This window comes from Klebsiella pneumoniae subsp. pneumoniae HS11286, assembly GCF_000240185.1.
Lineage (GTDB): Bacteria > Pseudomonadota > Gammaproteobacteria > Enterobacterales > Enterobacteriaceae > Klebsiella > Klebsiella pneumoniae.
This window is the reverse complement of sequence record NC_016845.1, coordinates 4,750,738-4,773,606: the sequence shown is the minus strand read 5'-3', so window position 1 is coordinate 4,773,606 and position 22,869 is coordinate 4,750,738. Positions and strand designations below refer to the sequence as shown.

The window sequence follows — 22,869 nt, the reverse complement described above, 5'->3', positions numbered from 1 at the left end:
ATACGATGCCGGTTTAACCCAGCTGCAGCAGCACTTTGCAGCAGGTCTTACGGTCGTTAGCAAAAATCTCCATGGCCTCTTTCACCTGCTCCAGCGGCATACAATGGGTGATTAACGCCTCCGGACGAATAAGGCCTTTCTCCATCCAGTCGATGACCAGCGGAAAACGCCCGCTGTTCAGCCGGGAGGAGAAAATAGAAATTTCTTTACTGGTGATGCTTTGCTGAGTGAGGGTCGAGGCCTCGCCGGAGAAACCGAGTATACCGATGCGGGCGGCGGGGGAGGCGAGGAGAATGGCTTCCTGCAGGATCGCCGGGTGGCAGGCGGCATCAATGACCAGCGTGGGGGCAAGCTGCCGCTGCGCCAGCTGTTCCGCGAGCGGCTGGTCAGTGTTATCGAGCGTCAGATCGGCGCCGTTTTCCCGGGCCATCTGCAGACGTTCGGCAATGCGATCCACGACGATCACCTGCTTAACGCCATATACCCCCTTTAGCGCCTGAATGATCGTCAGCCCCATCGGGCCAGCGCCGTAAACCAGGGCAATATCTTGCGCCGTGGGCTGCAGCTGGGCGGTAATATTTGCCGCGATGGTAAAAGGCTCAACCATCGTTGCCTGACGGTCGCTGATAGCCTCGGGGATGCGCCAGGCATTTTTCGCCGGCACGCAGGCATAGTCGCTAAATCCCCCGTCGCGGTGAACTCCTATGACCTGGAGCTGCGTACAGACATTCGGCCTTCCTACCGAGCAAGGATAACAATGGCCGCAGCTGACAACGGGGTCCACCGCGACACGCTCGCCGATGCGTGCCGGAGATACCTGCTCGCCGACGGCGTCGATGATGCCATAGAATTCATGGCCGATGACGCGGGGATATTTCGCGAAAGGGTTGTGGCCGTGATAGATGTGTACATCGGAACCACAGATCCCGGCAAAAGCAATTTTCACCCGTACTTCATGGGCGCCCGGAACTGGAACCGGACGTGATTCAATGTTCAGTTGGCCTGGCTCTTTGACGACGACGCTTCTCATTTTGATTCCTTCCATTGTCTTTTTTCTGAACAAATTACGCTACTTTTATTACCATACAAGTATGCAAAAGATCATAATCAGGCCTGGATCACATTTGAGAAAGCTCGGCAGAAAAAGCCATGGCATGATTAATCTATTGAAATAAATTGAAAAAAATTATGAATGCGCCGACGCATTCGCCGCTTGCGAGCCGGTCGGCAGGAATGTGATCGCTATCACGACAGCCAACGCTCAATCATCTATGATTACTGGTATGGTAGTAGGGTAAATTAAACTAAGTTGAGCAGGTGAAGACAATGCAGATGACAATGCGCTGGTTTGGACCAGAGGAAGACAAGATTTCATTAGAACATATTCGCCAGGTGCCTGGCGTTGAGGGGGTGGTCGGCGCGCTCTACGACGTCGCGGTGGGCGAAGTATGGCCGGTGGATAAAATTGAGCGTCTGGTCGGTCAGGCCCATGCCGCAGGCCTGAAAATGGAGGTGATAGAGAGCGTCAACATCCATGACGACATCAAAATCGGCCTACCTACCCGTGAGCGCTATATTGCCAACTACCAGCAGACCATCCGCAACCTTGCCCGCTTTGGCGTTAAAGTCATCTGCTATAACTTCATGCCGGTTTTCGACTGGATGAAGACGGATATGAACTACGTCCTGCCGGATGGCTCGCTGACGATGGCGTTTGAGAAGAAAGATATCGATAAGCGGCTGGAAGACGTGGTGAAGGAGGTGCTTGAGAATTCAAACGGCTTCGCCTTGCCGGGCTGGGAGCCGGAACGGCTGGCGGAGGTGCAGACCCTGTTTGCCAAATATAGCGCGGTGGATGATCAGAAGCTGCGGGAGAACCTGGTTTATTTTCTGCAGGCGGTGATCCCGGTTTGCGAAGAGGTTGGGGTGAAAATGGCGATCCACCCGGACGACCCGCCGTACTCCATTTTTGGCCTGCCGCGGGTGGTCAAAAACCGCGACGATCTGGACTGGATCTGCCGGGCCGTCGATTCACCCGCCAACGGCATTACGCTCTGCACCGGCTCGATTGCCGAAGATCCTGATAATGACGTGTACGCCATCCTGGCCGAATTTACGCGGCGTAAGCGAATTCATTTTGCCCACGTCCGCAATATAAAGCTGATGCAGGATAAAGACTTTTACGAGTGCGCCCATCCGTCAGAGTACGGCTCCCTGGATATGTACAAAGTGATGCAAGCGCTGTATGACAACGGATTCGACGGCTATATTCGCCCGGATCATGGTCGCTTTATCTGGGGAGAGACCGGACGGCCGGGCTATGGCCTGTTCGACCGCGCCCTTGGCGTGACCTACCTGAAAGGACTCTGGGAGGCGTTAAGCAAGCGTTAATCCCTCTCCTGATCCCCCTCTTTTGCGGCTGGTTCGCCTCAGCGGCCGGCCGCCGTATCGACTCCTGCCCGCATTTTTTGCACAACTTACAGCGCATTGCTCAGAATTGAGTATTATTGTGCGGAGTTGTCGTGAAGGAATCCCCTATGAAGCAAATTCGTATGCTGGCGCAGTATTATGTCGACCTGATGATGAAGCTGGGTCTGGTCCGCTTTTCGATGCTGTTGGCTCTTGCGCTGGTGGTGCTGGCCATCGTGGTACAGATGGCGGTTACCATGGTGCTGCATGGCCAGGTTGAAAGTATCGACGTTATCCGCTCTATCTTCTTTGGCCTGCTGATCACGCCTTGGGCGGTCTACTTTCTCTCGGTGGTGGTGGAGCAGCTCGAAGAGTCCCGTCAGCGTCTTTCGCGGCTGGTGGACAAGCTGGAGGAGATGCGTGAGCGCGATCTAAAGCTGAACGTCCAACTGAAAGATAACATCGCGCAGTTGAATCAGGAGATTGGCGAACGTGAAAAAGCGGAAGCCGAGCGCGAGACCACCCTCGAGCAGTTGAAGATTGAGATGAAAGAGCGTGAAGAGACGCAGATCCAGCTCGAACAGCAATCCTCCTTTCTGCGCTCTTTCCTTGATGCTTCCCCGGACCTGGTCTTCTATCGCAATGAGGATAAGGAGTTTTCAGGCTGTAACCGGGCGATGGAGCTGCTGACCGGCAAAAGCGAGAAACAGCTGATCCACCTCAAACCGCAGGACGTCTATAGCGAAGAGGCGGCGGAAAAGGTACTGGAGACCGACGAGAAGGTGTTCCGCCATAATGTATCGCTGACCTATGAGCAGTGGCTGGACTATCCCGATGGCCGCAAAGCGTGCTTTGAAATCCGCAAGGTCCCCTACTACGATCGCGTCGGTAAGCGTCGCGGCCTGATGGGCTTCGGCCGCGATATCACCGAACGTAAACGCTATCAGGACGCTCTTGAGCGCGCCAGCCGGGATAAAACCACCTTTATTTCCACCATCAGTCATGAGCTGCGTACCCCGCTAAACGGGATCGTCGGGCTGAGCCGAATTTTGCTGGATACCGAACTGACCAGCGAGCAGGAAAAATACCTGAAAACTATCCATGTCTCGGCGGTGACGCTGGGGAATATCTTCAATGATATTATCGACATGGACAAAATGGAGCGCCGCAAGGTGCAGCTCGATAACCAGCCGGTGGACTTCACCAGCTTCCTTGCCGACCTTGAAAACCTATCCGGCTTGCAGGCACAGCAGAAGGGGCTGCGCTTTGTGCTGGAGCCGAGCCTGCCGCTGCCGCATAAGGTAATCACGGATGGGACCCGCCTGCGGCAGATCCTGTGGAATCTTATCAGTAACGCCGTGAAGTTTACCCCGCAGGGCGGAGGGGTGAACGTCCGCGTGCGCTATGACGAAGGCGATATCCTGCACTTCGAAGTGGAAGACTCCGGAATTGGTATTCCTGAAGCGGAACAGGACAAAATTTTCGCCATGTATTACCAGGTCAAAGACAGCCACGGCGGCAAACCGGCCACCGGAACCGGGATTGGTCTCGCCGTCTCGCGTCGCCTGGCGCGTAATATGGGCGGTGATATCAGCGTTACCAGCCAGCCGGGTAAAGGGGCGACCTTTACGCTTACCGTCCATGCGCCTGCCATTGCGGAAGAAGTGGAAGATACGCTGGCGGAAGACGACATGCCATTACCGGCGCTCAACGTGCTGCTGGTTGAGGACATTGAGCTCAACGTTATTGTGGCCCGTTCAGTGCTGGAAAAACTGGGTAACAGCGTTGATGTGGCGATGACCGGGAAAGCCGCGCTGGAGATGTTTGAGCCAGGCGAATATGACCTTGTGCTGTTGGATATTCAGTTACCGGACATGACCGGACTGGATATTTCCCGGGAACTGAAACAGCGCTTTGCCGCTGACGAGCTACCGCCGCTGGTCGCCCTCACCGCCAACGTGCTGAAGAATAAAAAAGAGTATCTCGACGCCGGGATGGACGATGTGTTGAGTAAGCCGCTATCGGTGCCAGCGCTAACGGCCATGATCAAGAAATTCTGGGATGCACCGGATGAGGAAGCGCAGGAAGCGCCGGCGGCCGATCTGCATAAAGCCGACGCGGTGCTGGATACCGATATGCTGGAGCAATATATCGAGCTGGTGGGACCGAAGCTTATCAACGATGGTCTCGCGGTGTTTGAGAAGATGATGCCGGGCTACATGTCCGTTCTGGAGTCTAATCTGACCGCCCGCGACCAAAAAGGGATTGTCGAAGAGGGGCATAAGATCAAAGGGGCGGCCGGTTCTATCGGACTGCGCCACATCCAGCAGCTGGGCCAGCAGATCCAGACTCCGGATCTGCCTGCCTGGTCTGATAATGTCGCTGAATGGGTTGAAGAGATGAAATCCGAGTGGCAAAACGATGTAGCGGTACTGAAGGCGTGGGTGGCGAAAGCCAGCAAAAAATGACCCCGGACAGACCGGGGTGCGCGAATACTGCGCCAACACCAGGGAACTGGTGGTTGAGCCAGTGTTGTTTGAGTGATGTTGTTACGTGGCGCAACCGAAGAAGTGGATTGCTCGCTCATTAAGATAGCAAAGCTTAACTAATTTGTTACATGAATCAGTAAAATATGTGAAGCATAGCGAGTTAATCGACATTTTTGACTGGTTTCAGCGAGTTGCATGGAGGAGCGAAAGCGATGAAAAAAATTGGTGTGGTACTGGGCGGCTGCGGCGTGTACGACGGCAGTGAAATCCATGAGGCGGTGATTACCCTGCTGGCGATCGCGCGCAACGGCGCGCAGGCAGTGTGCTTTGCGCCCGATAAACCGCAGCGCGATGTCATCAACCATCTGACCGGGGAGGCGATGCCAGAGCAGCGCAATGTGCTGGTGGAAGCAGCGCGTATCGCCCGCGGCGACATCCTGCCGCTGGCGCAGGCGCGTGCGGAGACGCTGGACGCGCTGATCGTCCCTGGCGGCTTCGGCGCGGCGAAAAATCTAAGCAGCTTCGCCGCCGAGGGCAGCGAATGCCAGGTGGATCCCGATCTGCGGGCCCTGGCGCTGGCGATGCATCAGGCCGGCAAGCCGCTGGGCTTTATGTGCATTGCCCCGGCGATGCTGCCGAAGATCTTTGCGTTTCCGCTGCGGATGACCATTGGGACCGATCTTGATACCGCCGATGTGGTGGAAGAGATGGGGGCAGAGCACGTGCCTTGCCCGGTCGACGACATCGTGGTGGATGAAGACAACAAAGTGGTCACCACTCCGGCGTATATGCTGGCGGAGGACATTGCGCAAGCCGCCACCGGAATTGAGAAGCTGGTGGCCCGCGTGCTGGCGCTGAGCGCATGAGGCTCCGCGTTGCGCCCTTTGCGCTGCTGAAACGTCTGGCATTGCGTCTGCTGCTGATCGCCGCCGTCCTCTGGGGCGGGGGGATCGCGCTGTTTAGCGTGCTGCCGGTGCCGTTTTCGGCGGTGATGCTTGAGCGGCAGGTGAGCGCCTGGCTGTCCGGTGATTTCCATTATCTGGCGCATTCCGACTGGGTTGCCATGGATAAGATCTCCCCATGGATGGGGCTGGCGGTGATTGCCGCCGAAGATCAGAAGTTCCCGGAACACTGGGGGTTCGACGTGTCGGCGATTGAGAAAGCGCTGGCGCACAATGAGCGGCATGATACCCGGATTCGCGGCGCGTCAACGCTGTCGCAGCAGACGGCGAAAAACCTGTTTTTATGGGATGGCCGCAGCTGGCTGCGTAAGGGGCTGGAAGCCGGGCTGACTGTCGGGATCGAAACCGTGTGGAGTAAAAAGCGGATCCTGACCGTCTACCTGAATATTGCCGAGTTCGGCGATGGGATATTTGGTGTGGAAGCGGCCGCCCAGCGCTATTTTCATAAACCCGCCAGTCAGCTGACGCCGGGGGAAGCGGCTCTGCTGGCCGCGGTGCTGCCGAACCCGATCCGCTATCGCGCCGATGCGCCGTCAGGCTATGTGCGCAGTCGTCAGGCCTGGATCTTACGCCAGATGCGACAGCTGGGCGGGGAAGGGTTCATGCGCGAGCATAAGCTCTATTAGCGGGTTACTCCGGCGCCGGGGCTGGTACAATCGCCAGTCGTCCGTCGCCGGGAAGCGTCACGTTTAGTCTTCGTCAAAGCCAGCGTTAAACAGGGCAATCACCGCGGCGAGGGCTTCAACTTCCTGCGGACCGCTGGCCTCCACCTCTATCTGTCGCCCTTTCGCCGAGTCCAGCATCAGCAGGGCAATCACGCTGTTGGCTTCCGCCTCCGTGCCTTCATCGTTGCGCAGCAGTACTTCGGCATCGAAATTCTGCATCAGTTCGAACAGCTTCATCGCCGGGCGGGCGTGCATGCCCAGCTTATTGGTGATTTCAACGGTCTGCTTTACGGTCATGATTTACGTTTTTCCAGCGTCCGATGACGAGACTGCACGTTCTTGCCGCGCGAGCGGAAGTAGTCAGCCAGTTGTTCAGCAATATAAACCGAACGATGTTTACCGCCGGTACAGCCAATGGCCACCGTCAGATAGCTGCGATTGTTGGTCTCCAGCATCGGTAACCATAGCTCAAGATAGCTTCGGGTCTGATAAATAAAGTTGTGCACTTCAGTGTGCCGATCGAGGAAGGCGGCCACTGGTTTATCCAGACCGGTCATTGGACGCAGTTTCGGATCCCAGTGCGGGTTGGGCAGAAAGCGCACGTCAAAGACGTAATCGGCATCGATCGGAATACCGTGCTTGAAGCCGAAGGATTCGAAGACCATCGTCAGTTCACGCTCGCGTTTACCCAGCAGTCGGGTACGCAGCATCTCGGCCAGCTCATGCACCGACATTTCCGACGTATCGACGATCAGATCGGCGCGGGAGCGCAGGGGCTCCAGCAGATCGCTCTCTTCGTCGATGGCGCTTTCCAGCGACAGATTCTTGCTGGAGAGCGGGTGCAGGCGACGGGTATCGCTGTACCGGCGGATCAGGGTATTGCGGTCGGCATCAAGGAACAGCAGCTGCGGAGAAAAACATTCCGGCAGATTCTGCATCGCCTGCTCGAAGATCTCCGGGGATTCCGGCATGTTACGCACGTCGATGCTGACGGCCGCGGAGATATTACGGTCAGCCAGCGACCGCGCCAGGTCGGGCAGCAGCACGACCGGCAGGTTATCCACGCAGTAAAAGCCCATATCTTCCAGCGCTCGCAGAGCGACGGATTTCCCCGAGCCCGAGCGGCCGCTGACGATCATCAGTACCATGTACCGTTTCTCCTCAGTACGATAAAGGATAAGGTGCGACTGCCGTTATGCGTCATCGCTGCTTCCTGCTTCGGTGATGATCTCATACAACTCTTCATCGCTCTGCGCCGTGCGCAGGCGACGACAAATCGCTTTGTCCGCCAGCCGTTTGGCCACCAGGGAGAGCGTATGCAGGTGAGTTTTTGTCTGGTCGGCCGGCACCAGCAGCGCGAACAGCAGGTCGACAGGTTGATTGTCGATCGCGTCGAAGGCGATGGGGGTTTCCAGCTGGACAAAAACGCCGACAGCACGCAGCGTATCCTCTTCCAGTTTTCCGTGGGGAATGGCGATACCATTGCCGATCCCGGTACTGCCCATTTTTTCGCGGGTGAGGATCGCTTCGAACACCACCTGCGGCGGCAAACTTAACTGTTTGGCGGCCAGTTCGCTGATGATTTCCAGAGCACGCTTCTTGCTCTGGCAGTGCACCTGGCTACGGGTACATTCCTGGTTCAGGACGTTGCTCAGTTGTAGAGCCGAATCGTTGTTCATCATAATTTCACCTGAGCGCCCCCGCGCCCGTCGCCGATGATATCCAGCGGCGGGCGCAAGGGGGCCCGGACAATTAGTGTTGTTTTAGTTTATCTTTGTGCTTCGTTAACTGTCTTGCCAGCTTGTCGATAAGACCATCGACAGCCGCATACATATCCTGCCCTTCCGCACTGGCATGGATTTCGCCACCGTTGACATGCAGATTCGCGTCCGCAATTTGCGTCACTTTCTCTACTTTTAACACAATATAGACCTGATTGATCCGGTCGAAAAATTGCTCCAGCTTGCTGAACTTCGCCGTAACGAATTCGCGCATCGCAGGCGTAATTTCGACGTTGTGTCCTGTAATGTTGAGCTGCATAGTGTCTTCCTTATCGGTTATGTCAGACCAGTTGTTTACGCTGGTTTGACGGCGGGATGGATAAAGACTCTCTGTACTTCGCGACAGTGCGGCGCGCCACCATAATACCCTGCTCGGACAGCATGGAGGTGAGCTTACTGTCGCTCAACGGCTTCGCGGGGTTTTCCGCGGCGATGAGCTTCTTCACCAGCGCGCGAATCGCCGTCGACGAGGCTTCGCCTCCGCCTTCGGTATTCACATGGCTGGAGAAGAAATACTTCAGTTCAAAAATACCGCGCGGACTGTGCAGATATTTTTGCGTGGTGACACGGGAAATCGTCGATTCATGCATCTCGACGGCCTGGGCGATATCAGCCAGCACCATCGGCTTCATATACTCTTCACCCTGTTCGAAAAAAGCCTGCTGCTGCTCTACGATGCAGCGGCTGACGCGCAGCAGGGTATCGTTGCGGCTTTCCAGACTTTTAATCAGCCAGCGGGCTTCCTGCAGATTGCTGCGAATGAACTGGCCGTCGGCGTCATTGCGGGCGCTGTTGCCCATTGCCGCATACTGCTGATTTATTTTCAACCGTGGAATGCTGTCGGCGTTGAGCTCGACGGTCCAGCGGCCGCTCACCTTGCGCACCAGCACATCCGGGATGACATATTCCGGTTCGCTGGTCTGAATGGACTGGCCAGGGCGAGGATCCAGGGACTGGATTAGGTTGACCGCCTCTTTAAGCACCTCTTCTTTCAGGCGGGTGACTCGCATTAGAGTGCGGAAATCATGGTTGGCCAGCAGATCAAGATGGTCGCTGATAATCAGCCGCGCCTCTTCCAGCCACGGCGTCTCTTTAGCAAATTGCGACAGCTGGATCAGCAGGCAGTCGCGCAGATCTTTCGCTGCGACGCCAACCGGATCAAAACGCTGGATTCGCTTGAGGACCGCTTCCACCTCCTCCAGGCCGATCTCGTCATCGCCGATGCTGTCGACAATATCTTCAATCTGAATCGTGAGGTAGCCCGTATCGTCGACGGCGTCGACGATAGAGGTGGCAATAGCGCGGTCGGTGTCGGTGAAAGGCGTCAGCTCAACCTGCCACATCAGATAGTCCTGCAGCGTCTGGGTGGTCTCGCCTTGATAGACTGGAAGCTCGTCGTCCTGATAGTCGACGCCGTTACCCGACGGCGTGCCAGCGGTATAGATTTCATCCCAGCTGGCATCGAGAGGCAGTTCGTCGGGCATCTCTTTTTGCTCAAGCGCATCGACGGTATCGAGGGACTCGCGGTCCTCCACCTCTTTTGCCTCTACCTCGTCGTGAAGATCGGTTTGCTCAAGCAACGGGTTACTTTCCAGCGCTTGCTGGAGCTCTTGCTGGAGTTCTAACGTGGACAACTGCAGCAAACGAATCGCCTGCTGCAGCTGCGGCGTCATGGCAAGCTGTTGGCTAAGCCTTAATTGCAAACCTTGCTTCATGTTCAGGGTAAATATCTCCGGCTAAAACGTCTGTAACCTCTACCCTATCAGAGTCTGAAGTCTTCCCCAAGATACACGCGCTTAACCTGCTCATCTTCGAGGATCTGCTGCGGTGTACCATGAGCGATAAGGTGTCCCTGACTGACAATATACGCGCGTTCGCAGACCGCGAGGGTCTCACGGACGTTATGGTCGGTAATCAGAACGCCGAGACCGCTGTCGCGCAGGTGCTCAATGATGCGTTTAATATCGATAACGGAGATCGGATCCACGCCGGCAAAGGGTTCATCTAGAAGAATAAATTTCGGATTCGCCGCCAGCGCGCGGGCGATTTCGACGCGGCGGCGTTCACCACCGGAGAGCGCCTGACCGAGGCTGTCGCGCAGGTGCTCAATATGAAACTCTTCCATCAGCTCTTTAGCGCGATCTTCCCGTTGTTCGCTGGTTAGATCGTCACGGATCTGCAGGACCGCCATCAGGTTGTCATAGACGCTGAGGCGACGGAAAATCGACGCTTCCTGCGGCAGGTAGCCGATGCCCCGTCGCGCGCGCGCGTGCAGCGGTAGCAGGCTGATGTCTTCGTCATCGATGATGATATTGCCTGCGTCGCGGGGCACAATCCCGACCACCATGTAGAAGGTGGTCGTTTTACCGGCGCCGTTCGGGCCGAGCAAGCCGACAATCTCGCCCGAGTTAACGGTGAGACTGACATCTTCCACCACGCGGCGGCCTTTATACGCTTTAGCGAGATTCTTCGCAGTTAAGGTTGCCATAACGGATTAGTTACTCTTCTTTTGCTGGTTGCCGCTTTTGTCCTGCAGCTCGGACGGCACCAGAACGGTGGTGACGCGTCGACCTTTGTCGCTGAAGGCCTGCATTTTTTGCTCTTTCACCAGATAGGTGATCTTGTCGCCCTTGATGTTGCTGTCGAGCTGTTCCAGATAAGCGTTGCCCGTCAGCACGACGTAATCGTTCTGCAGCTCGTAGCGCATTTTCGACGCCCGGCCTTTTACCGGCTTGCCGTTATCCTGCATCTGATAGAAAGTAGCCGGGTTACCGAAACCTTCGATCACCTCTTTGCCTTTCTCGTTGCCCGGACGGGTGACCACCACTTTATCAGCGTTAATCTTGATCGTCCCCTGGGTCACGACCACGTTACCGGTGAAGGTGACGACATTGCCCTGCATGTCCAGCGACTGCTGATCGGACTCGATATGGATCGGCTGATCGGTATCGCCCGTCTTGGCGAGGGCCGGCAGGCTGGCGGCCAGTAACGCGCCGGCGAGCGCAATCTTAAGGCTGAGTTTGTTTGTTCTGAATTTCATAAGAGGTTCTCACCTTTTCAATCAGCTCGGCATTTTTGCTGCGAAGGTTTCCACGCATTTTCAGGCCGCTGGAATTAAATGTGGTGCCGTATAACGTCACCATGTCATCGGAGGTAACGTCCTGCGTTACCAGATTTATCTGGGCGTTATCCGTCGTAATTTTGCGCAGTTGAGAATCTGGAGCGAGCGCATTCACCTCAACGTGCCCGTAAAGATAGAGCATCCGGTCATTCGTCAGCTTCGCTTTGTCTGCTCTGACCGACCAGGTAGGCACCTTGTTAGTATCAAAGGTGGTCATCACCGGTTTGGTAAACCAGGAGACCTCCTGATCGGAAAAATATTCCACGTGCTCGGCAATCAGCCGATAGCTCAGGGCGCCTTCCGGACTGTATACCACGGTGTCGGTATGTTCGCTTTTATACGTAGGGTCGTTAGGATTGACCTCCGGCTGGGCCGTGTCGTCCGTATTCGCCAGATTCAGGCCGATAAGGATCAGCGCGAGCAGCGACAGTAAAATGATAACCCAACGTCTGGTTTTACTCATATTGATTGCCCTTTGGCCTCATCCAGCTTGCCCTGCGCCAATAGTAACAAATCGCAGACTTCGCGTACCGCGCCGCGTCCGCCGTTAATTCGCGTGACATAATTCGCCCGCGGTAGCAGCAGCGGATGCGCATCGGCGACGGCGACGCTAAGGCCCACTTCGGCCATCACCGGCCAGTCAATAAGATCGTCGCCGATGTAGGCGACTTCTTCCGGCCGCACGTGCAGTTTGTCCGTCAGATCGCGGAACGCCAGCAGCTTGTCCGACTGCCCCTGGTACAAATGCGTAATGCCCAGCGTCTGACAGCGATCTTCTACCAGTTTAGCTTTTCGCCCGGTAATAATCGCCACTTCAATACCCGAGGTCAGCGCGCAGCGGATACCATAGCCATCGCGGACGTTAAACGCTTTCAGCTCCTCGCCGTGATTACCCATATAGATAAGCCCGTCGGATAATACACCGTCGACATCAAGGATCAGTAGACGGATCTTCGCCGCGCGATCGACAAACGCCTGGCTTACCGGCCCGTAGCAGGTCGCTAACTGAGCATCAGCATTATTCATTATTTTTTCCTTACTTACACTACGCCCGCGCGCAGCAGATCGTGCATATGTACCACACCCAGCAGATGGTCGCCATCGGCAACCAGCACGCAGGTGATATGACGGGATTGCATCAGGTTTAACGCATCCACCGCCAGAGTGCCGGGGCGGATGCGGATACCTCCCCGGGTCATGACGTCGGCAATGCTGGCATCGCGCATATCAACGCCGGTATCGAAGACCCGGCGCAGGTCACCGTCGGTAAAAATACCGATGATGTTCATATCGTCATCGCAGATAGCGGTCATGCCTAAATTTTTACGCGTGATTTCCAGCAGCGCATCGCGCAGGGTCGCCTGCAGGCCGACGTGCGGGATTTCATCACCGGTATGCATAATATCATTGACCCGCAGCAACAGCTTACGGCCGAGTGCGCCGCCCGGATGCGACAGGGCGAAATCCTCAGCGGTAAAGCCGCGGGCTTCCAGCAGGGCGACGGCGAGGGCATCACCCATCACCAGCGCGGCGGTGGTGCTCGACGTGGGCGCCAGTCCTAACGGGCAGGCCTCCTTCGGCACTTTCACGCACAGATGGATATCCGCCGCGCGCGCCATGCTGCTCTCCGGCCGGCTGGTGATACAGATAAGCTTCACCTGCTGGCGCTTGAGGACCGGGATCAGCGCGAGGATTTCATTCGATTCGCCGGAGTTCGACAGCGCAATTACCACATCCTGCGGCGTGACCATACCTAAATCACCGTGCGCCGCTTCGCCGGGGTGGACAAAAAATGCCGAGGTGCCGGTACTGGCGAAGGTTGCCGCCATTTTGCGGCCGATGTGGCCGGATTTGCCCATCCCCATCACCACGACTTTCCCGCCGCAGCGGAAAATCGTTTCGCAGGCATGGGTAAAGTCTTCATTTATGTATTGATCGAGCTGGGCCAGACCTTCACGTTCAATTTCCAGCACCTGACGGCCTGCCTGTTGAAAGTCAAAATCCGTGGGCAAATCTATTTGCGACATGATGTTATCCCGAATCATTCAACGAAGAGCGGTGCTGTCCAAAACAGCATCGCCAACCAAACCACAAAGCCGCCGACCAGCAGCGCGCCAACCAGTCGTCCCGGCTGCTGCTGACGGCGCCAGCACAGCACTGCGAAGATCAGGCTGACCAGCAGCATCACGCCATAATCGCGAGTGAAGGCTTCGGTCGCAAAGCTCCCCGGCGCGATCAGCGCCGGTAAACCCAGCACCAGTGCGATATTAAGGATATTGGCGCCGATGATATTGCCGATGGCAATATCATCTTCCCCTTTCCGCGCCCCGGCGATGGCGGTGGCCAGCTCCGGCAGGCTGGTGCCTATCGCCACCACCGTCAGGCCGACGGTCAGTTCGCTGATGGCGAAATAGTTTGCCAGCACTGTACTGTTATCCACCACCATGCGGGTCGCCATCGGCATGACGATCATCGCTACCCCTAACCAGAGCAGGGCGACCGGCAGCGACCCTTCGCGTGGCAGCTCCGCCAGCTGTTCGCGGGTCAGGCTATCGCTTCCCTGGCGCTCCGCCAGGCGAGCGATTTTGATGGTGAACAGCAGCCACAGAAGCGCTAACGCCAGTAAAAATAGCCCGTCGAGACGGGTCAGTTGTCCATCGTAGAGCACCAGTCCCGCCAGCACGCTGACCAGCAACATTAGCGGTAATTCGCGGCGCAGAATATCAGAATGCACGGTAAATGGCCTGAGTAAGGCGGCGAGACCGAGGATCAATAAGATATTGGTGATATTAGATCCGAGCGCGGTGCCGACCGCCAGATCGGTCTGCCCGTGCAGCGAGGCCGCGGTGGCGACCATGATCTCAGGCAGGCTGGTGCCGATACTGACCACTGTCATGCCGATGATCAGCGGCGGGATCCCCAACATACGACACAGGATGGAGGCGGCATAGACCAGACGATCGGCGCTGTAGACAACCAGCAATAAACCAATAATTAACAGAGCCGTCGCTAAGAGCATCTAAAGTCCTTTCTTCAGGTATAATCGTCGCCTCGCTGGGTTATCCCTACGCAGCGTAACGAATTCTTAATTTTGACTTTATGTGTGCCAAAAGTAAAACAAATGCCAGCTTTCGCTAACCTGTGCAGGTAAGATTCTGTAAAAATGTTGTGATTGTGGCGCAAGAAAGGGCCATGCTTGCCCGTCAGGTGTTTAGTAAGGATGATTTTATGAGCCAAACTCAGGCGAATTTAGTTGAAGTGCGCGGTATCCGCTTTTCACGCGGCGATCGTGTGATCTTCGACGACATCTCGCTGTCGGTGCCGCGCGGTAAAATTACTGCGATCATGGGACCTTCGGGGATCGGCAAGACTACCCTGTTACGCCTGATCGGCGGCCAGATCCCGCCGGACAGGGGAGAGATCCTGTTTGATGGCGAGAACGTGCCGCAGATGACGCGTTCGCGTCTTTATACGGTGCGTAAGCGGATGAGCATGCTGTTCCAGTCCGGCGCGCTGTTCACCGATCTCAATGTCTTTGACAACGTTGCCTATCCGCTGCGCGAACATACGCATTTGCCGCCTGCGCTGCTGCATACGACGGTGATGATGAAGCTGGAAGCGGTGGGGCTACGCGGTGCGGCGAAGTTAATGCCTTCTGAGCTTTCCGGTGGGATGGCGCGCCGCGCCGCCCTGGCGAGAGCCATTGCCCTGGAGCCGGATCTGATTATGTTCGACGAACCGTTCGTCGGGCAGGATCCCATCACTATGGGCGTGCTGGTGAAGCTGATTTCTGAACTCAACAGCACGCTGGGTGTCACTTGCATCGTGGTTTCGCACGATGTGCCCGAGGTGCTTAGCATCGCGGACTACGCGTATATCGTGGCGGATAAAAAGATTGTCGCCCACGGTAGCGCCCAGTCGCTACGGGAGAATACCGATCCTCGGGTTCGTCAGTTCATTGATGGTATTGCCGACGGTCCGGTGCCGTTCCGTTATCCTGCTGGCGACTATCACCATGATTTATTAGGCATAGGGAGTTGAGCGACTCATGCTGTTTAATGCGCTGGCCGCGCTAGGTCATCGCGGTATTAAAACCACCGCGACGTTTGGACGCGCCGGATTAATGCTTTTCAACGCCGTTGTCGGCAAACCAGAGTTTCGCAAGCACGCGCCGCTGCTGGTTCGTCAACTCTATAACGTCGGCGTCCTGTCGATGCTGATTATCATTGTATCGGGCTTGTTTATCGGTATGGTGCTCGGGCTGCAGGGGTATCTGGTGTTAACCACCTACAGCGCAGAGACCAGTCTTGGCATGCTGGTGGCGCTGTCGCTGCTGCGTGAGCTGGGGCCGGTGGTCGCCGCGCTGCTGTTTGCCGGCCGCGCCGGGTCGGCGCTGACCGCCGAGATTGGCCTGATGCGGGCCACGGAACAGCTCTCCAGTATGGAGATGATGGCGGTGGATCCGCTGCGTCGCGTCATTTCCCCACGCTTCTGGGCCGGTGTCATTTCGCTGCCGCTGCTGACGATTATCTTCGTCGCGGTAGGGATCTGGGGCGGTGCGCTGGTGGGGGTGAGCTGGAAAGGCATTGACGGTGGTTTTTTCTGGACCGCGATGCAAAATGCCGTCGACTGGCGAATGGATCTGGTGAACTGCCTGATTAAGAGTCTGGTGTTCGCTATTACGGTAACCTGGATTGCGTTATTTAATGGTTATGACGCTATCCCCACTTCCGCCGGGATTAGCCGGGCGACAACGCGTACCGTGGTGCATGCGTCGCTGGCGGTTCTGGGGCTGGATTTTGTGCTGACTGCGCTGATGTTTGGGAATTGAGTTCATGCAAACGAAAAAAACTGAAATCTGGGTAGGGGTGTTCTTACTGGTGGCGCTGCTGGCGGCGCTGTTTGTCTGCCTGAAGGCGGCGAACGTCACCTCGCTACGCACCGAGCCGACTTATCGCCTTTATGCGACTTTCGATAACATCGGCGGCCTGAAGGCGCGCTCGCCGGTGCGCATCGGCGGCGTGGTAGTGGGGCGGGTAGCGGACATTACGCTCGATCCGAAAACCTATCTGCCACGCGTGGAGCTCGATATCGATGAGCGCTACAACCATATCCCGGATACCAGTTCGTTGGCGATCCGCACCTCTGGCCTGCTGGGCGAGCAGTACCTGGCGCTGAACGTCGGTTTTGAAGACCCGGACCTCGGGACGACTATCCTTAAAGACGGCGGCACTATCCAGGACACCAAGTCCGCCATGGTGCTGGAAGATCTGATTGGTCAGTTCCTTTATAACAGTAAGGGCGGCGACAATCAGAATTCTGGCAATGATAAGGCCGAGGCAGAAGGTCATACTGACGCGACGCCGGCAGCCGGCACGACGCATTAATTTCAGGAGAAATACGATATGTTTAAACGCTTACTCATGGTCGCCATGCTGGTGATTGCCCCGCTGACCGCCGTCCAGGCCGCAGATCAGTCCAATCCGTATAAGCTGATGAATGAAGCGGCGCAGAAAACCTTCGATCGCCTGAAGAATGAACAGCCGAAGATTAAAGCTAATCCTAACTATCTGCGCGACATCGTCGACCAGGAGTTATTGCCGTATGTACAGGTGAAATATGCCGGCGCGCTGGTGCTGGGCCGCTATTACAAAGAAGCGACCCCTGCGCAGCGTGAGGCCTATTTTGCCGCCTTCCGTGAATACCTGAAGCAGGCCTACGGTCAGGCGCTGGCGATGTACCATGGGCAGACTTACCAGATTGCTCCGGAGCAGCCGCTGGGCAGCGCAACCATCGTTCCGATCCGCGTCACTATCATCGACCCGAACGGTCGTCCGCCGGTACGTCTTGACTTCCAGTGGCGTAAAAATACCCAGACCGGCAACTGGCAGGCCTACGATATGATCGCGGAAGGGGTGAGCATGATCACCACCAAACAGAATGAGTGGAGCGATCTGCTGCGCACCAAGGGCGTTGATGGCCTGACCGCGCAGCTGAAAGCGATCTCTGCGCAGCCGATCACCCTGGAACAGAAAAAATAATGAGCGGGCAGCTGAGCTGGACTAGCGAGGGCGAGACGCTGGCGCTGCACGGGGAGCTGGATCAGGATCTGCTGGTCCCGCTCTGGGAGGCGCGCGCCCAGGCGACGGCGGGAACGGCGATCATCGATCTCAGTCAGACCACGCGCGTGGACACTGCGGGCCTGGCGCTGTTAGTGCATTTTGTGGCGCTGATTCGCCGTCAGGGCCGGGAAGCGCAGCTGGTCGGCAAGAGCGAAAACCTGCAAACGCTGATCGGTCTTTACAACCTGCCTGCCGATCTGATCTCATAATCTTTTCAGTGCCTTAGCACTGAAGCTATTCCGAAAGCCCTGGCAATCTTTTCGCCGGGGCTTTTTGCTTGTTTAAGACCGCGCCACTTTCCTCTAAGATGTTGGGCTGTTTTCACTATCAGATAAATTTGAGCCCATGGAAAATCATGAAATTCAGACCGTGCTGATGAACGCACTCCCCCTCCAGGAAGTCCACGTCTCTGGCGATGGCAGCCACTTTCAGGTTATTGCTGTGGGTGAGATGTTCGATGGCATGAGTCGGGTGAAAAAGCAGCAGAGCATCTACGCGCCGCTGATGGAATATATTGCCGACAACCGCATCCATGCGCTGTCGATCAAGGCCTTTACTCCGCAGGAGTGGGCGCGAGACCGCAAACTCAATGGCTTCTAAGCTGTGGGGGATCCCCTGCAGCGTATGTGAATTTTTAATAGAGAACAGAATCAATGGATAAATTCCGTGTTCAGGGGCCGACTCGCCTTCAGGGTGAAGTCACCATCTCCGGGGCAAAAAACGCCGCCCTGCCAATCCTCTTTTCCGCGCTGCTTGCCGAAGAGCCGGTAGAGATCCAAAACGTACCTAAGCTGAAAGACATCGATACCACCATGAAGCTGCTGAGCCAGCTGGGCGCGAAGGTCGAGCGCAATGGTTCGGTATGGATTGACGCCGGCCCGGTCGATGTATTCTGTGCTCCGTACGATCTGGTGAAAACCATGCGCGCCTCTATCTGGGCGCTGGGCCCGTTGGTGGCGCGTTTCGGTCAGGGTCAAGTTTCTCTGCCTGGCGGCTGCGCTATCGGCGCGCGTCCGGTCGATCTGCATATTAGTGGTCTGGAGCAGCTAGGCGCCGAGATCAAACTGGAAGAAGGTTATGTCAAAGCCTCGGTCAGCGGTCGCCTGAAAGGCGCGCATATTGTGATGGATAAGGTGAGCGTCGGCGCCACCGTAACCATCATGAGCGCAGCGACGCTTGCGGAGGGAACGACGATTATTGAAAACGCCGCTCGCGAGCCGGAGATTGTCGATACCGCCAACTTCCTGAACGCGCTGGGCGCAAAAATCACAGGCCAGGGTAGCGATCGCATTACCATCGAAGGCGTGCAGCGCCTGGGCGGCGGCGTCTACCGTGTGCTGCCTGACCGTATTGAAACCGGGACTTTCCTGGTGGCCGCGGCGATTTCCGGCGGCAAGATCCTCTGCCGTAACGCGCAGCCGGATACCCTGGATGCCGTACTGGCGAAGCTGCGCGACGCCGGGGCTGACATCGAAACGGGCGAAGACTGGATCAGCCTCGATATGCACGGCAACCGTCCGAAAGCGGTCAACGTGCGTACCGCGCCGCACCCGGGCTTCCCGACCGATATGCAGGCCCAGTTCACGCTGCTTAACCTGGTAGCGGAAGGGACCGGCGTGATCACCGAAACGATCTTTGAAAACCGCTTCATGCACATTCCGGAGCTGATCCGTATGGGCGCGCACGCGGAGATCGAGAGCAATACCGCTATCTGTCACGGCGTTAAGCAGCTTTCTGGCGCGCAGGTGATGGCGACCGATTTGCGCGCGTCGGCGAGCCTGGTGCTGGCCGGCTGTATCGCTGAAGGGACCACCATCGTCGATCGCATCTATCATATCGATCGCGGCTATGAGCGTATCGAAGATAAACTGCAGGCCCTGGGCGCCAATATTCAACGCGTGAAGGGCGAGTAACCGCGTCCTGACAGCGCCCCGGGACGTTGTTCCGGGGCGCTGTCGAGCAATCACATCACTTGTCGATCTTCTTCTGACGCATCATCTGCGTTCTGTCGATAAACTCATGAGTCACCGGGTCGTGGTAGCGTGACGGCCAGATGACCCACGGCTGCGTTTCCAGCGCTGTGGCGATAATCAATTCGCCTTTCGGCCAGGGGCGGGTCAGGGCGTTCGCCAGCGTTGAAGAACTTAGTCCGTGCCGTCGCGACTCTGCCGCCAGCGATGTTCCCCGTTTACGTAATCCCGCAACAATATCTGCGGGATGCCAGTCGATGAACTTATCCATAAATTCTCCTGGTGTTAAAGGTCCAGATCGTCCCACATGGGCGATAGAGACACTATACCCGCGTACTATGTAGGGTTCTAACAAGTTCTGTTAAAGCGCCGGAATATTCAGAATCTATCAAGATATTCGGAAGTTTAGGGAGAGAAATGGCATTTTACTGGAACTTTCCCGCGCGTCGCGCGGGAAAGGAGGGGGGATTAATGATCGCGCTGGACTGCAATATGCGCCAGCCCAATCAAGGCTTCGCGCCAGGGCGTGTCCGGGAGGATCTGCAGCGCGGCAATGGCTTTGTCAGCTTCGTCTTCGGCACGCTTCTGCGTCCATTCCAGCGAACCGCAGGTCGCCATCGTTTCCAGCACAGCATCCAGTAGATGGCGGCCGTTGCCTTGCTCGATCGCACCGCGGATCATCGCTGATTGATCGGGTGTGCCATGGTGCATGGCGTGCAGCAGCGGTAGCGTGGGTTTACCTTCGTTCAGGTCGTCACCGACGTTTTTACCGAGCCGCTCGCCGTCAGAGCTATAATCGAGTAAATCGTCGATTAGCTGGAAAGCGGTGCCGAGATAGCGGCCATAATCCTGCAACGCGCGCTCTTCTTCCGCAGTGCAGTCGGCCAGCAGTCCCGCACACTGCGAGGCAGCTTCAAACAGGCGCGCCGTCTTACTGTAGATAACGCGCATGTAGTTCTCTTCGGTGATATCCGGGTCATTGACGTTCATCAGCTGCAGCACTTCGCCTTCGGCAATGACGTTCACCGCTTCCGACATGACCTCAAGGATCTTCAGCGAGCCCAGCTGGGTCATCATCTGAAAGGCGCGGGTATAGATAAAATCGCCGACCAGCACGCTGGCGGCATTGCCAAACGCCGCATTGGCCGTGGCTTTGCCGCGACGCATATCAGACTCATCGACGACGTCGTCATGCAGCAGGGTGGCGGTATGAATAAATTCAATCAGCGCGGCAATGGTGACATGCGCGCTCCCCTGATAGCCCACCGCGCGTGCGGCGAGCACAGCAATCATCGGGCGAATGCGTTTGCCGCCGCCGCTGACGATGTAATAGCCTAACTGATTGATAAGCTGAACATCGGAGTTGAGTTGCTCAAGAATCGTCGCATTGACACCCGCCATATCTTGCGCGGTTAACTCATTGATTTTTTCTAAATTCATCGCAAAAGCCGGGCCAAATGTCCTGTTACCATGAATCCAGGTGGGATCACAGAAGGATTAAGACAGAATTAAAAGAAGATATGATTGTACTGAAAAATTGCCGTAGATAAACGTTGTCGTGAAAGTTGTGTTTTTTTTCTGCATTGATCGCTAATCGCTCTTGTCAAAGGCTCGCGTTTTGCGTAATATTCGCGCCCTATTGTGAATATTTATAGCGCACTCTGAATCACATAAAGAGGTGCGCGGAAGCGGAGTTTTATATGTACGCGGTTTTCCAAAGTGGTGGTAAACAACACCGAGTAAGCGAAGGTCAGACCGTTCGCCTGGAAAAGCTGGACATCGCAACTGGCGAAGCTGTTGAATTCGCTGAAGTGCTGATGATCGCAAACGGTGAAGAAATCAAGATCGGCGTTCCTTTCGTTGAGGGCGGCGTAATCAAAGCTGAAGTTGTTGCTCACGGTCGTGGCGAGAAAGTTAAAATCGTTAAGTTTCGTCGTCGTAAACACTATCGTAAGCAGCAGGGCCATCGTCAGTGGTTCACTGATGTGAAAATCACTGGCATCAGCGCCTAAGACCTGAGGAGTAGATTTAAATGGCACATAAAAAGGCTGGCGGCTCGACTCGTAACGGTCGCGATTCAGAAGCTAAACGTCTGGGCGTAAAACGTTTCGGCGGTGAAGCAGTTCTGGCAGGTAGCATCATCGTTCGTCAACGTGGTACTAAATTCCACGCTGGTACCAACGTTGGTTGCGGCCGTGACCACACTCTGTTCGCTTTGACTGACGGTAAAGTCAAGTTCGAAGTTAAAGGCCCGAAAAACCGTAAATTCATCAGCATCGTTGCTGAATAAGTTTTTCGCGTCCCGGTAACGGATGAAAGCCCCGCAACACGTTGCGGGGCTTTTTACATTCGTCTACCGGAAAATTTTTGCAGGGAAACAGGCATGAAGCAGCAGGCTGGGATTGGCATTATTCTGGCGCTTACCACCGCAATGTGTTGGGGAGCGTTGCCGATTGCAATGAAACAGGTTCTCGAGGTGATGGCGCCGCCTACGGTGGTCTTTTATCGCTTCCTGATGGCCAGCATTGGGCTTGGCGCGATCCTCGCGATCAAAGGCAAACTGCCGCCGATGCGAATTTTTCGCAAGCCGCGCTGGCTGGTGTTATTAGCGATTGCCACCGGCGGTCTGTTCGGTAACTTCATCCTGTTTAGTTCTTCCCTGCAATACCTCAGCCCCACGGCTTCTCAGGTCATCGGCCAGCTATCGCCGGTGGGGATGATGGTGGCTAGCGTCGTAATTCTGAAAGAGCGCATGCGCGGCACCCAGGTGGTGGGCGCGTTGATGCTGCTCTGCGGGCTGGTGATGTTCTTCAATACCAGTCTGATTGAAATCTTTACCCGCCTGACGGACTACACGTGGGGGGTAATTTTCGGCGTTGCTGCCGCTACGGTGTGGGTAAGCTACGGCGTCGCGCAAAAGGTGTTATTGCGCCGTCTGGCATCACAGCAGATACTATTTTTGCTGTACACTTTGTGTACGATTGCATTACTGCCGCTTGCTGAGCCCGGAGTGATTTCCCGGTTAAGCAGTTGGCAATTGGCATGCCTGATTTTTTGCGGGCTGAATACCCTGGTCGGCTACGGGGCGCTGGCGGAAGCCATGGCGCGCTGGCAGGCGGCGCAGGTCAGCGCGTTAATCACCTTGACGCCACTGTTTACGCTACTGTTTTCTGATTTATTATCAATGGCCTGGCCCGATGTTTTCGCCAGACCGATGTTAAACCTGATTGGTTATCTCGGTGCGTTTGTCGTGGTTGCGGGCGCGATGTATTCCGCCATCGGTCATCGTCTTTGGGGACGTTGGCGTAAGCGAGAGGCGGTAGTACCGCTGCCCCGCTCAGGCGAATGAT

Annotated in this window: 29 protein-coding genes; 14 read left to right on the top strand and 15 right to left on the bottom strand. The window is 56.2% G+C overall.

Annotation, left to right across the window (positions count from 1 at the left end; translation table 11 throughout):
- Positions 1–13: 13 nt before the first annotated feature.
- Positions 14–1,030: a putative dehydrogenase, NAD(P)-binding, starvation-sensing protein gene (locus KPHS_47610; RefSeq protein YP_005229061.1), complete on the bottom strand. Its 1,017-nt coding sequence runs from the start codon at positions 1,028–1,030 to the stop codon at positions 14–16.
- Here KPHS_47610 and KPHS_47600 point away from each other — a divergent pair.
- The 5 genes from KPHS_47600 to KPHS_47560 all read left to right on the top strand — a co-directional run bounded on the left by KPHS_47600 (position 998) and on the right by KPHS_47560 (position 6,486).
- Positions 998–1,162 (top strand): hypothetical protein, encoded by a 165-nt coding sequence (locus tag KPHS_47600; RefSeq protein ID YP_005229060.1) that lies wholly within the window; start codon positions 998–1,000, stop codon positions 1,160–1,162. The genes KPHS_47610 and KPHS_47600 overlap by 33 nt on opposite strands.
- 164 nt (positions 1,163–1,326) lie before the next feature.
- Positions 1,327–2,391 carry a mannonate dehydratase gene (locus KPHS_47590; protein ID YP_005229059.1) on the top strand — a complete coding sequence of 355 codons (1,065 nt, stop codon included), beginning with the start codon at positions 1,327–1,329 and terminating at the stop codon, positions 2,389–2,391.
- A 146-nt stretch (positions 2,392–2,537) separates the two neighbouring features.
- Entirely contained in the window at positions 2,538–4,877 is a 2,340-nt protein-coding gene (locus KPHS_47580) for an aerobic respiration control sensor protein ArcB (protein ID YP_005229058.1), read from the top strand.
- A 233-nt stretch (positions 4,878–5,110) separates the two neighbouring features.
- The gene (locus KPHS_47570) at positions 5,111–5,764 is read left to right on the top strand and encodes a sigma cross-reacting protein 27A (protein ID YP_005229057.1); all 654 of its coding nucleotides are present in this window, start codon (positions 5,111–5,113) and stop codon (positions 5,762–5,764) included.
- Complete coding sequence (locus tag KPHS_47560) at positions 5,761–6,486, top strand: monofunctional biosynthetic peptidoglycan transglycosylase (protein ID YP_005229056.1); 726 nt, start codon at positions 5,761–5,763, stop codon at positions 6,484–6,486. Before KPHS_47570 ends, KPHS_47560 begins: the two co-directional genes overlap by 4 nt.
- A gap of 63 nt (positions 6,487–6,549) precedes the next feature.
- Here KPHS_47560 and KPHS_47550 read toward each other — a convergent pair whose 3' ends face one another.
- The 11 genes from KPHS_47550 to KPHS_47450 all read right to left on the bottom strand — a co-directional run bounded on the left by KPHS_47550 (position 6,550) and on the right by KPHS_47450 (position 14,446).
- Positions 6,550–6,822: a phosphohistidinoprotein-hexose phosphotransferase component of N-regulated PTS system (Npr) gene (locus tag KPHS_47550; protein ID YP_005229055.1), complete on the bottom strand. Its 273-nt coding sequence runs from the start codon at positions 6,820–6,822 to the stop codon at positions 6,550–6,552.
- Positions 6,819–7,673 carry an RNase adapter RapZ gene (locus tag KPHS_47540; protein ID YP_005229054.1) on the bottom strand — a complete coding sequence of 285 codons (855 nt, stop codon included), beginning with the start codon at positions 7,671–7,673 and terminating at the stop codon, positions 6,819–6,821. The genes KPHS_47550 and KPHS_47540 overlap by 4 nt, the downstream gene beginning before the upstream one ends.
- A 45-nt stretch (positions 7,674–7,718) precedes the next feature.
- Positions 7,719–8,207: a sugar-specific enzyme IIA component of PTS gene (locus tag KPHS_47530; RefSeq protein YP_005229053.1), complete on the bottom strand. Its 489-nt coding sequence runs from the start codon at positions 8,205–8,207 to the stop codon at positions 7,719–7,721.
- Between the two features lie 70 nt (positions 8,208–8,277).
- Positions 8,278–8,565: a putative sigma(54) modulation protein gene (locus KPHS_47520; protein ID YP_005229052.1), complete on the bottom strand. Its 288-nt coding sequence runs from the start codon at positions 8,563–8,565 to the stop codon at positions 8,278–8,280.
- A 22-nt stretch (positions 8,566–8,587) separates the two neighbouring features.
- The gene (locus tag KPHS_47510; RefSeq protein YP_005229051.1) at positions 8,588–10,021 is read right to left on the bottom strand and encodes a DNA-directed RNA polymerase subunit N; all 1,434 of its coding nucleotides are present in this window, start codon (positions 10,019–10,021) and stop codon (positions 8,588–8,590) included.
- A gap of 47 nt (positions 10,022–10,068) precedes the next feature.
- Positions 10,069–10,794 (bottom strand): putative ABC transporter ATP-binding protein YhbG, encoded by a 726-nt coding sequence (locus KPHS_47500; protein YP_005229050.1) that lies wholly within the window; start codon positions 10,792–10,794, stop codon positions 10,069–10,071.
- A gap of 6 nt (positions 10,795–10,800) precedes the next feature.
- Positions 10,801–11,346 carry a lipopolysaccharide ABC transporter substrate-binding protein LptA gene (locus KPHS_47490; protein YP_005229049.1) on the bottom strand — a complete coding sequence of 182 codons (546 nt, stop codon included), beginning with the start codon at positions 11,344–11,346 and terminating at the stop codon, positions 10,801–10,803.
- Positions 11,315–11,890 carry an LPS export ABC transporter periplasmic protein LptC gene (locus KPHS_47480; protein ID YP_005229048.1) on the bottom strand — a complete coding sequence of 192 codons (576 nt, stop codon included), beginning with the start codon at positions 11,888–11,890 and terminating at the stop codon, positions 11,315–11,317. Before KPHS_47480 ends, KPHS_47490 begins: the two co-directional genes overlap by 32 nt.
- Positions 11,887–12,453 (bottom strand): 3-deoxy-D-manno-octulosonate 8-phosphate phosphatase, encoded by a 567-nt coding sequence (locus tag KPHS_47470; RefSeq protein ID YP_005229047.1) that lies wholly within the window; start codon positions 12,451–12,453, stop codon positions 11,887–11,889. The genes KPHS_47480 and KPHS_47470 overlap by 4 nt, the downstream gene beginning before the upstream one ends.
- Before the next feature lie 14 nt (positions 12,454–12,467).
- Positions 12,468–13,472 carry a D-arabinose 5-phosphate isomerase gene (locus KPHS_47460; protein ID YP_005229046.1) on the bottom strand — a complete coding sequence of 335 codons (1,005 nt, stop codon included), beginning with the start codon at positions 13,470–13,472 and terminating at the stop codon, positions 12,468–12,470.
- Positions 13,469–14,446: a calcium/sodium antiporter gene (locus KPHS_47450; protein ID YP_005229045.1), complete on the bottom strand. Its 978-nt coding sequence runs from the start codon at positions 14,444–14,446 to the stop codon at positions 13,469–13,471. The genes KPHS_47460 and KPHS_47450 overlap by 4 nt, the downstream gene beginning before the upstream one ends.
- 173 nt (positions 14,447–14,619) lie before the next feature.
- Between KPHS_47450 and KPHS_47440 the strand changes: the two genes are divergently transcribed.
- The 7 genes from KPHS_47440 to KPHS_47380 all read left to right on the top strand — a co-directional run bounded on the left by KPHS_47440 (position 14,620) and on the right by KPHS_47380 (position 19,462).
- Complete coding sequence (locus tag KPHS_47440; RefSeq protein ID YP_005229044.1) at positions 14,620–15,468, top strand: putative ABC transporter ATP-binding protein YrbF; 849 nt, start codon at positions 14,620–14,622, stop codon at positions 15,466–15,468.
- 7 nt (positions 15,469–15,475) lie between these two features.
- Positions 15,476–16,258, top strand: a complete 783-nt coding sequence (locus tag KPHS_47430; protein ID YP_005229043.1) for an ABC transporter membrane protein — start codon at positions 15,476–15,478, stop codon at positions 16,256–16,258.
- 4 nt (positions 16,259–16,262) lie between these two features.
- Positions 16,263–16,814, top strand: coding sequence for an ABC transporter substrate-binding protein (locus KPHS_47420; RefSeq protein YP_005229042.1), 552 nt, complete (start codon positions 16,263–16,265; stop codon positions 16,812–16,814).
- Between the two features lie 18 nt (positions 16,815–16,832).
- Entirely contained in the window at positions 16,833–17,468 is a 636-nt protein-coding gene (locus KPHS_47410; protein YP_005229041.1) for a toluene tolerance protein Ttg2D, read from the top strand.
- Entirely contained in the window at positions 17,468–17,758 is a 291-nt protein-coding gene (locus tag KPHS_47400; protein ID YP_005229040.1) for a lipid asymmetry maintenance protein MlaB, read from the top strand. Before KPHS_47410 ends, KPHS_47400 begins: the two co-directional genes overlap by 1 nt.
- A 136-nt stretch (positions 17,759–17,894) precedes the next feature.
- A complete protein-coding gene (locus KPHS_47390) occupies positions 17,895–18,149 on the top strand; it encodes a BolA family transcriptional regulator (RefSeq protein YP_005229039.1) in 255 nt (84 codons plus the stop codon).
- 53 nt (positions 18,150–18,202) lie between these two features.
- A complete protein-coding gene (locus tag KPHS_47380; RefSeq protein YP_005229038.1) occupies positions 18,203–19,462 on the top strand; it encodes a UDP-N-acetylglucosamine 1-carboxyvinyltransferase in 1,260 nt (419 codons plus the stop codon).
- Between the two features lie 55 nt (positions 19,463–19,517).
- On the opposite strand, the gene KPHS_47370 is transcribed toward KPHS_47380, so the two are convergent.
- From KPHS_47370 to KPHS_47350, 3 genes are all read right to left on the bottom strand, one after another.
- Positions 19,518–19,790, bottom strand: coding sequence for a maltose metabolism regulator (locus tag KPHS_47370; RefSeq protein ID YP_005229037.1), 273 nt, complete (start codon positions 19,788–19,790; stop codon positions 19,518–19,520).
- Between the two features lie 197 nt (positions 19,791–19,987).
- Positions 19,988–20,959 (bottom strand): octaprenyl-diphosphate synthase, encoded by a 972-nt coding sequence (locus KPHS_47360; RefSeq protein YP_005229036.1) that lies wholly within the window; start codon positions 20,957–20,959, stop codon positions 19,988–19,990.
- A gap of 209 nt (positions 20,960–21,168) precedes the next feature.
- Positions 21,169–21,486 carry a hypothetical protein gene (locus tag KPHS_47350; RefSeq protein YP_005229035.1) on the bottom strand — a complete coding sequence of 106 codons (318 nt, stop codon included), beginning with the start codon at positions 21,484–21,486 and terminating at the stop codon, positions 21,169–21,171.
- 65 nt (positions 21,487–21,551) lie between these two features.
- Between KPHS_47350 and KPHS_47340 the strand changes: the two genes are divergently transcribed.
- On the top strand, positions 21,552–21,809 hold the full coding sequence (locus KPHS_47340) for a 50S ribosomal protein L27 (RefSeq protein ID YP_005229034.1): 258 nt from the start codon (positions 21,552–21,554) through the stop codon (positions 21,807–21,809).
- 93 nt (positions 21,810–21,902) lie between these two features.
- The gene (locus tag KPHS_47330; RefSeq protein ID YP_005229033.1) at positions 21,903–22,868 is read left to right on the top strand and encodes a DMT family transporter; all 966 of its coding nucleotides are present in this window, start codon (positions 21,903–21,905) and stop codon (positions 22,866–22,868) included.
- The last annotated feature ends 1 nt before the right edge of the window (position 22,869 follow it).

Excerpts from the sequence above, each read along its gene's own strand:
- KPHS_47610 (YP_005229061.1), bottom strand. The coding sequence starts at position 1,030 with ATGAGAAGCGTCGTCGTCAAAGAGCCAGGCCAACTGAACATTGAATCA.
- KPHS_47590 (YP_005229059.1), top strand. The coding sequence starts at position 1,327 with ATGCAGATGACAATGCGCTGGTTTGGACCAGAGGAAGACAAGATTTCA.
- KPHS_47580 (YP_005229058.1), top strand. The coding sequence starts at position 2,538 with ATGAAGCAAATTCGTATGCTGGCGCAGTATTATGTCGACCTGATGATG.
- KPHS_47570 (YP_005229057.1), top strand. The coding sequence starts at position 5,111 with ATGAAAAAAATTGGTGTGGTACTGGGCGGCTGCGGCGTGTACGACGGC.
- KPHS_47560 (YP_005229056.1), top strand. The coding sequence starts at position 5,761 with ATGAGGCTCCGCGTTGCGCCCTTTGCGCTGCTGAAACGTCTGGCATTG.
- KPHS_47550 (YP_005229055.1), bottom strand. The coding sequence starts at position 6,822 with ATGACCGTAAAGCAGACCGTTGAAATCACCAATAAGCTGGGCATGCAC.
- KPHS_47540 (YP_005229054.1), bottom strand. The coding sequence starts at position 7,673 with ATGGTACTGATGATCGTCAGCGGCCGCTCGGGCTCGGGGAAATCCGTC.
- KPHS_47530 (YP_005229053.1), bottom strand. The coding sequence starts at position 8,207 with ATGATGAACAACGATTCGGCTCTACAACTGAGCAACGTCCTGAACCAG.
- KPHS_47520 (YP_005229052.1), bottom strand. The coding sequence starts at position 8,565 with ATGCAGCTCAACATTACAGGACACAACGTCGAAATTACGCCTGCGATG.
- KPHS_47510 (YP_005229051.1), bottom strand. The coding sequence starts at position 10,021 with ATGAAGCAAGGTTTGCAATTAAGGCTTAGCCAACAGCTTGCCATGACG.
- KPHS_47500 (YP_005229050.1), bottom strand. The coding sequence starts at position 10,794 with ATGGCAACCTTAACTGCGAAGAATCTCGCTAAAGCGTATAAAGGCCGC.
- KPHS_47490 (YP_005229049.1), bottom strand. The coding sequence starts at position 11,346 with ATGAAATTCAGAACAAACAAACTCAGCCTTAAGATTGCGCTCGCCGGC.
- KPHS_47480 (YP_005229048.1), bottom strand. The coding sequence starts at position 11,890 with ATGAGTAAAACCAGACGTTGGGTTATCATTTTACTGTCGCTGCTCGCG.
- KPHS_47470 (YP_005229047.1), bottom strand. The coding sequence starts at position 12,453 with ATGAATAATGCTGATGCTCAGTTAGCGACCTGCTACGGGCCGGTAAGC.
- KPHS_47460 (YP_005229046.1), bottom strand. The coding sequence starts at position 13,472 with ATGATTCGGGATAACATCATGTCGCAAATAGATTTGCCCACGGATTTT.
- KPHS_47450 (YP_005229045.1), bottom strand. The coding sequence starts at position 14,446 with ATGCTCTTAGCGACGGCTCTGTTAATTATTGGTTTATTGCTGGTTGTC.
- KPHS_47440 (YP_005229044.1), top strand. The coding sequence starts at position 14,620 with ATGCTTGCCCGTCAGGTGTTTAGTAAGGATGATTTTATGAGCCAAACT.
- KPHS_47430 (YP_005229043.1), top strand. The coding sequence starts at position 15,476 with ATGCTGTTTAATGCGCTGGCCGCGCTAGGTCATCGCGGTATTAAAACC.
- KPHS_47420 (YP_005229042.1), top strand. The coding sequence starts at position 16,263 with ATGCAAACGAAAAAAACTGAAATCTGGGTAGGGGTGTTCTTACTGGTG.
- KPHS_47410 (YP_005229041.1), top strand. The coding sequence starts at position 16,833 with ATGTTTAAACGCTTACTCATGGTCGCCATGCTGGTGATTGCCCCGCTG.
- KPHS_47400 (YP_005229040.1), top strand. The coding sequence starts at position 17,468 with ATGAGCGGGCAGCTGAGCTGGACTAGCGAGGGCGAGACGCTGGCGCTG.
- KPHS_47390 (YP_005229039.1), top strand. The coding sequence starts at position 17,895 with ATGGAAAATCATGAAATTCAGACCGTGCTGATGAACGCACTCCCCCTC.
- KPHS_47380 (YP_005229038.1), top strand. The coding sequence starts at position 18,203 with ATGGATAAATTCCGTGTTCAGGGGCCGACTCGCCTTCAGGGTGAAGTC.
- KPHS_47370 (YP_005229037.1), bottom strand. The coding sequence starts at position 19,790 with ATGGATAAGTTCATCGACTGGCATCCCGCAGATATTGTTGCGGGATTA.
- KPHS_47360 (YP_005229036.1), bottom strand. The coding sequence starts at position 20,959 with ATGAATTTAGAAAAAATCAATGAGTTAACCGCGCAAGATATGGCGGGT.
- KPHS_47350 (YP_005229035.1), bottom strand. The coding sequence starts at position 21,486 with ATGGCCCTGCTGCTTACGATAGTGTTTACGACGACGAAACTTAACGAT.
- KPHS_47340 (YP_005229034.1), top strand. The coding sequence starts at position 21,552 with ATGGCACATAAAAAGGCTGGCGGCTCGACTCGTAACGGTCGCGATTCA.
- KPHS_47330 (YP_005229033.1), top strand. The coding sequence starts at position 21,903 with ATGAAGCAGCAGGCTGGGATTGGCATTATTCTGGCGCTTACCACCGCA.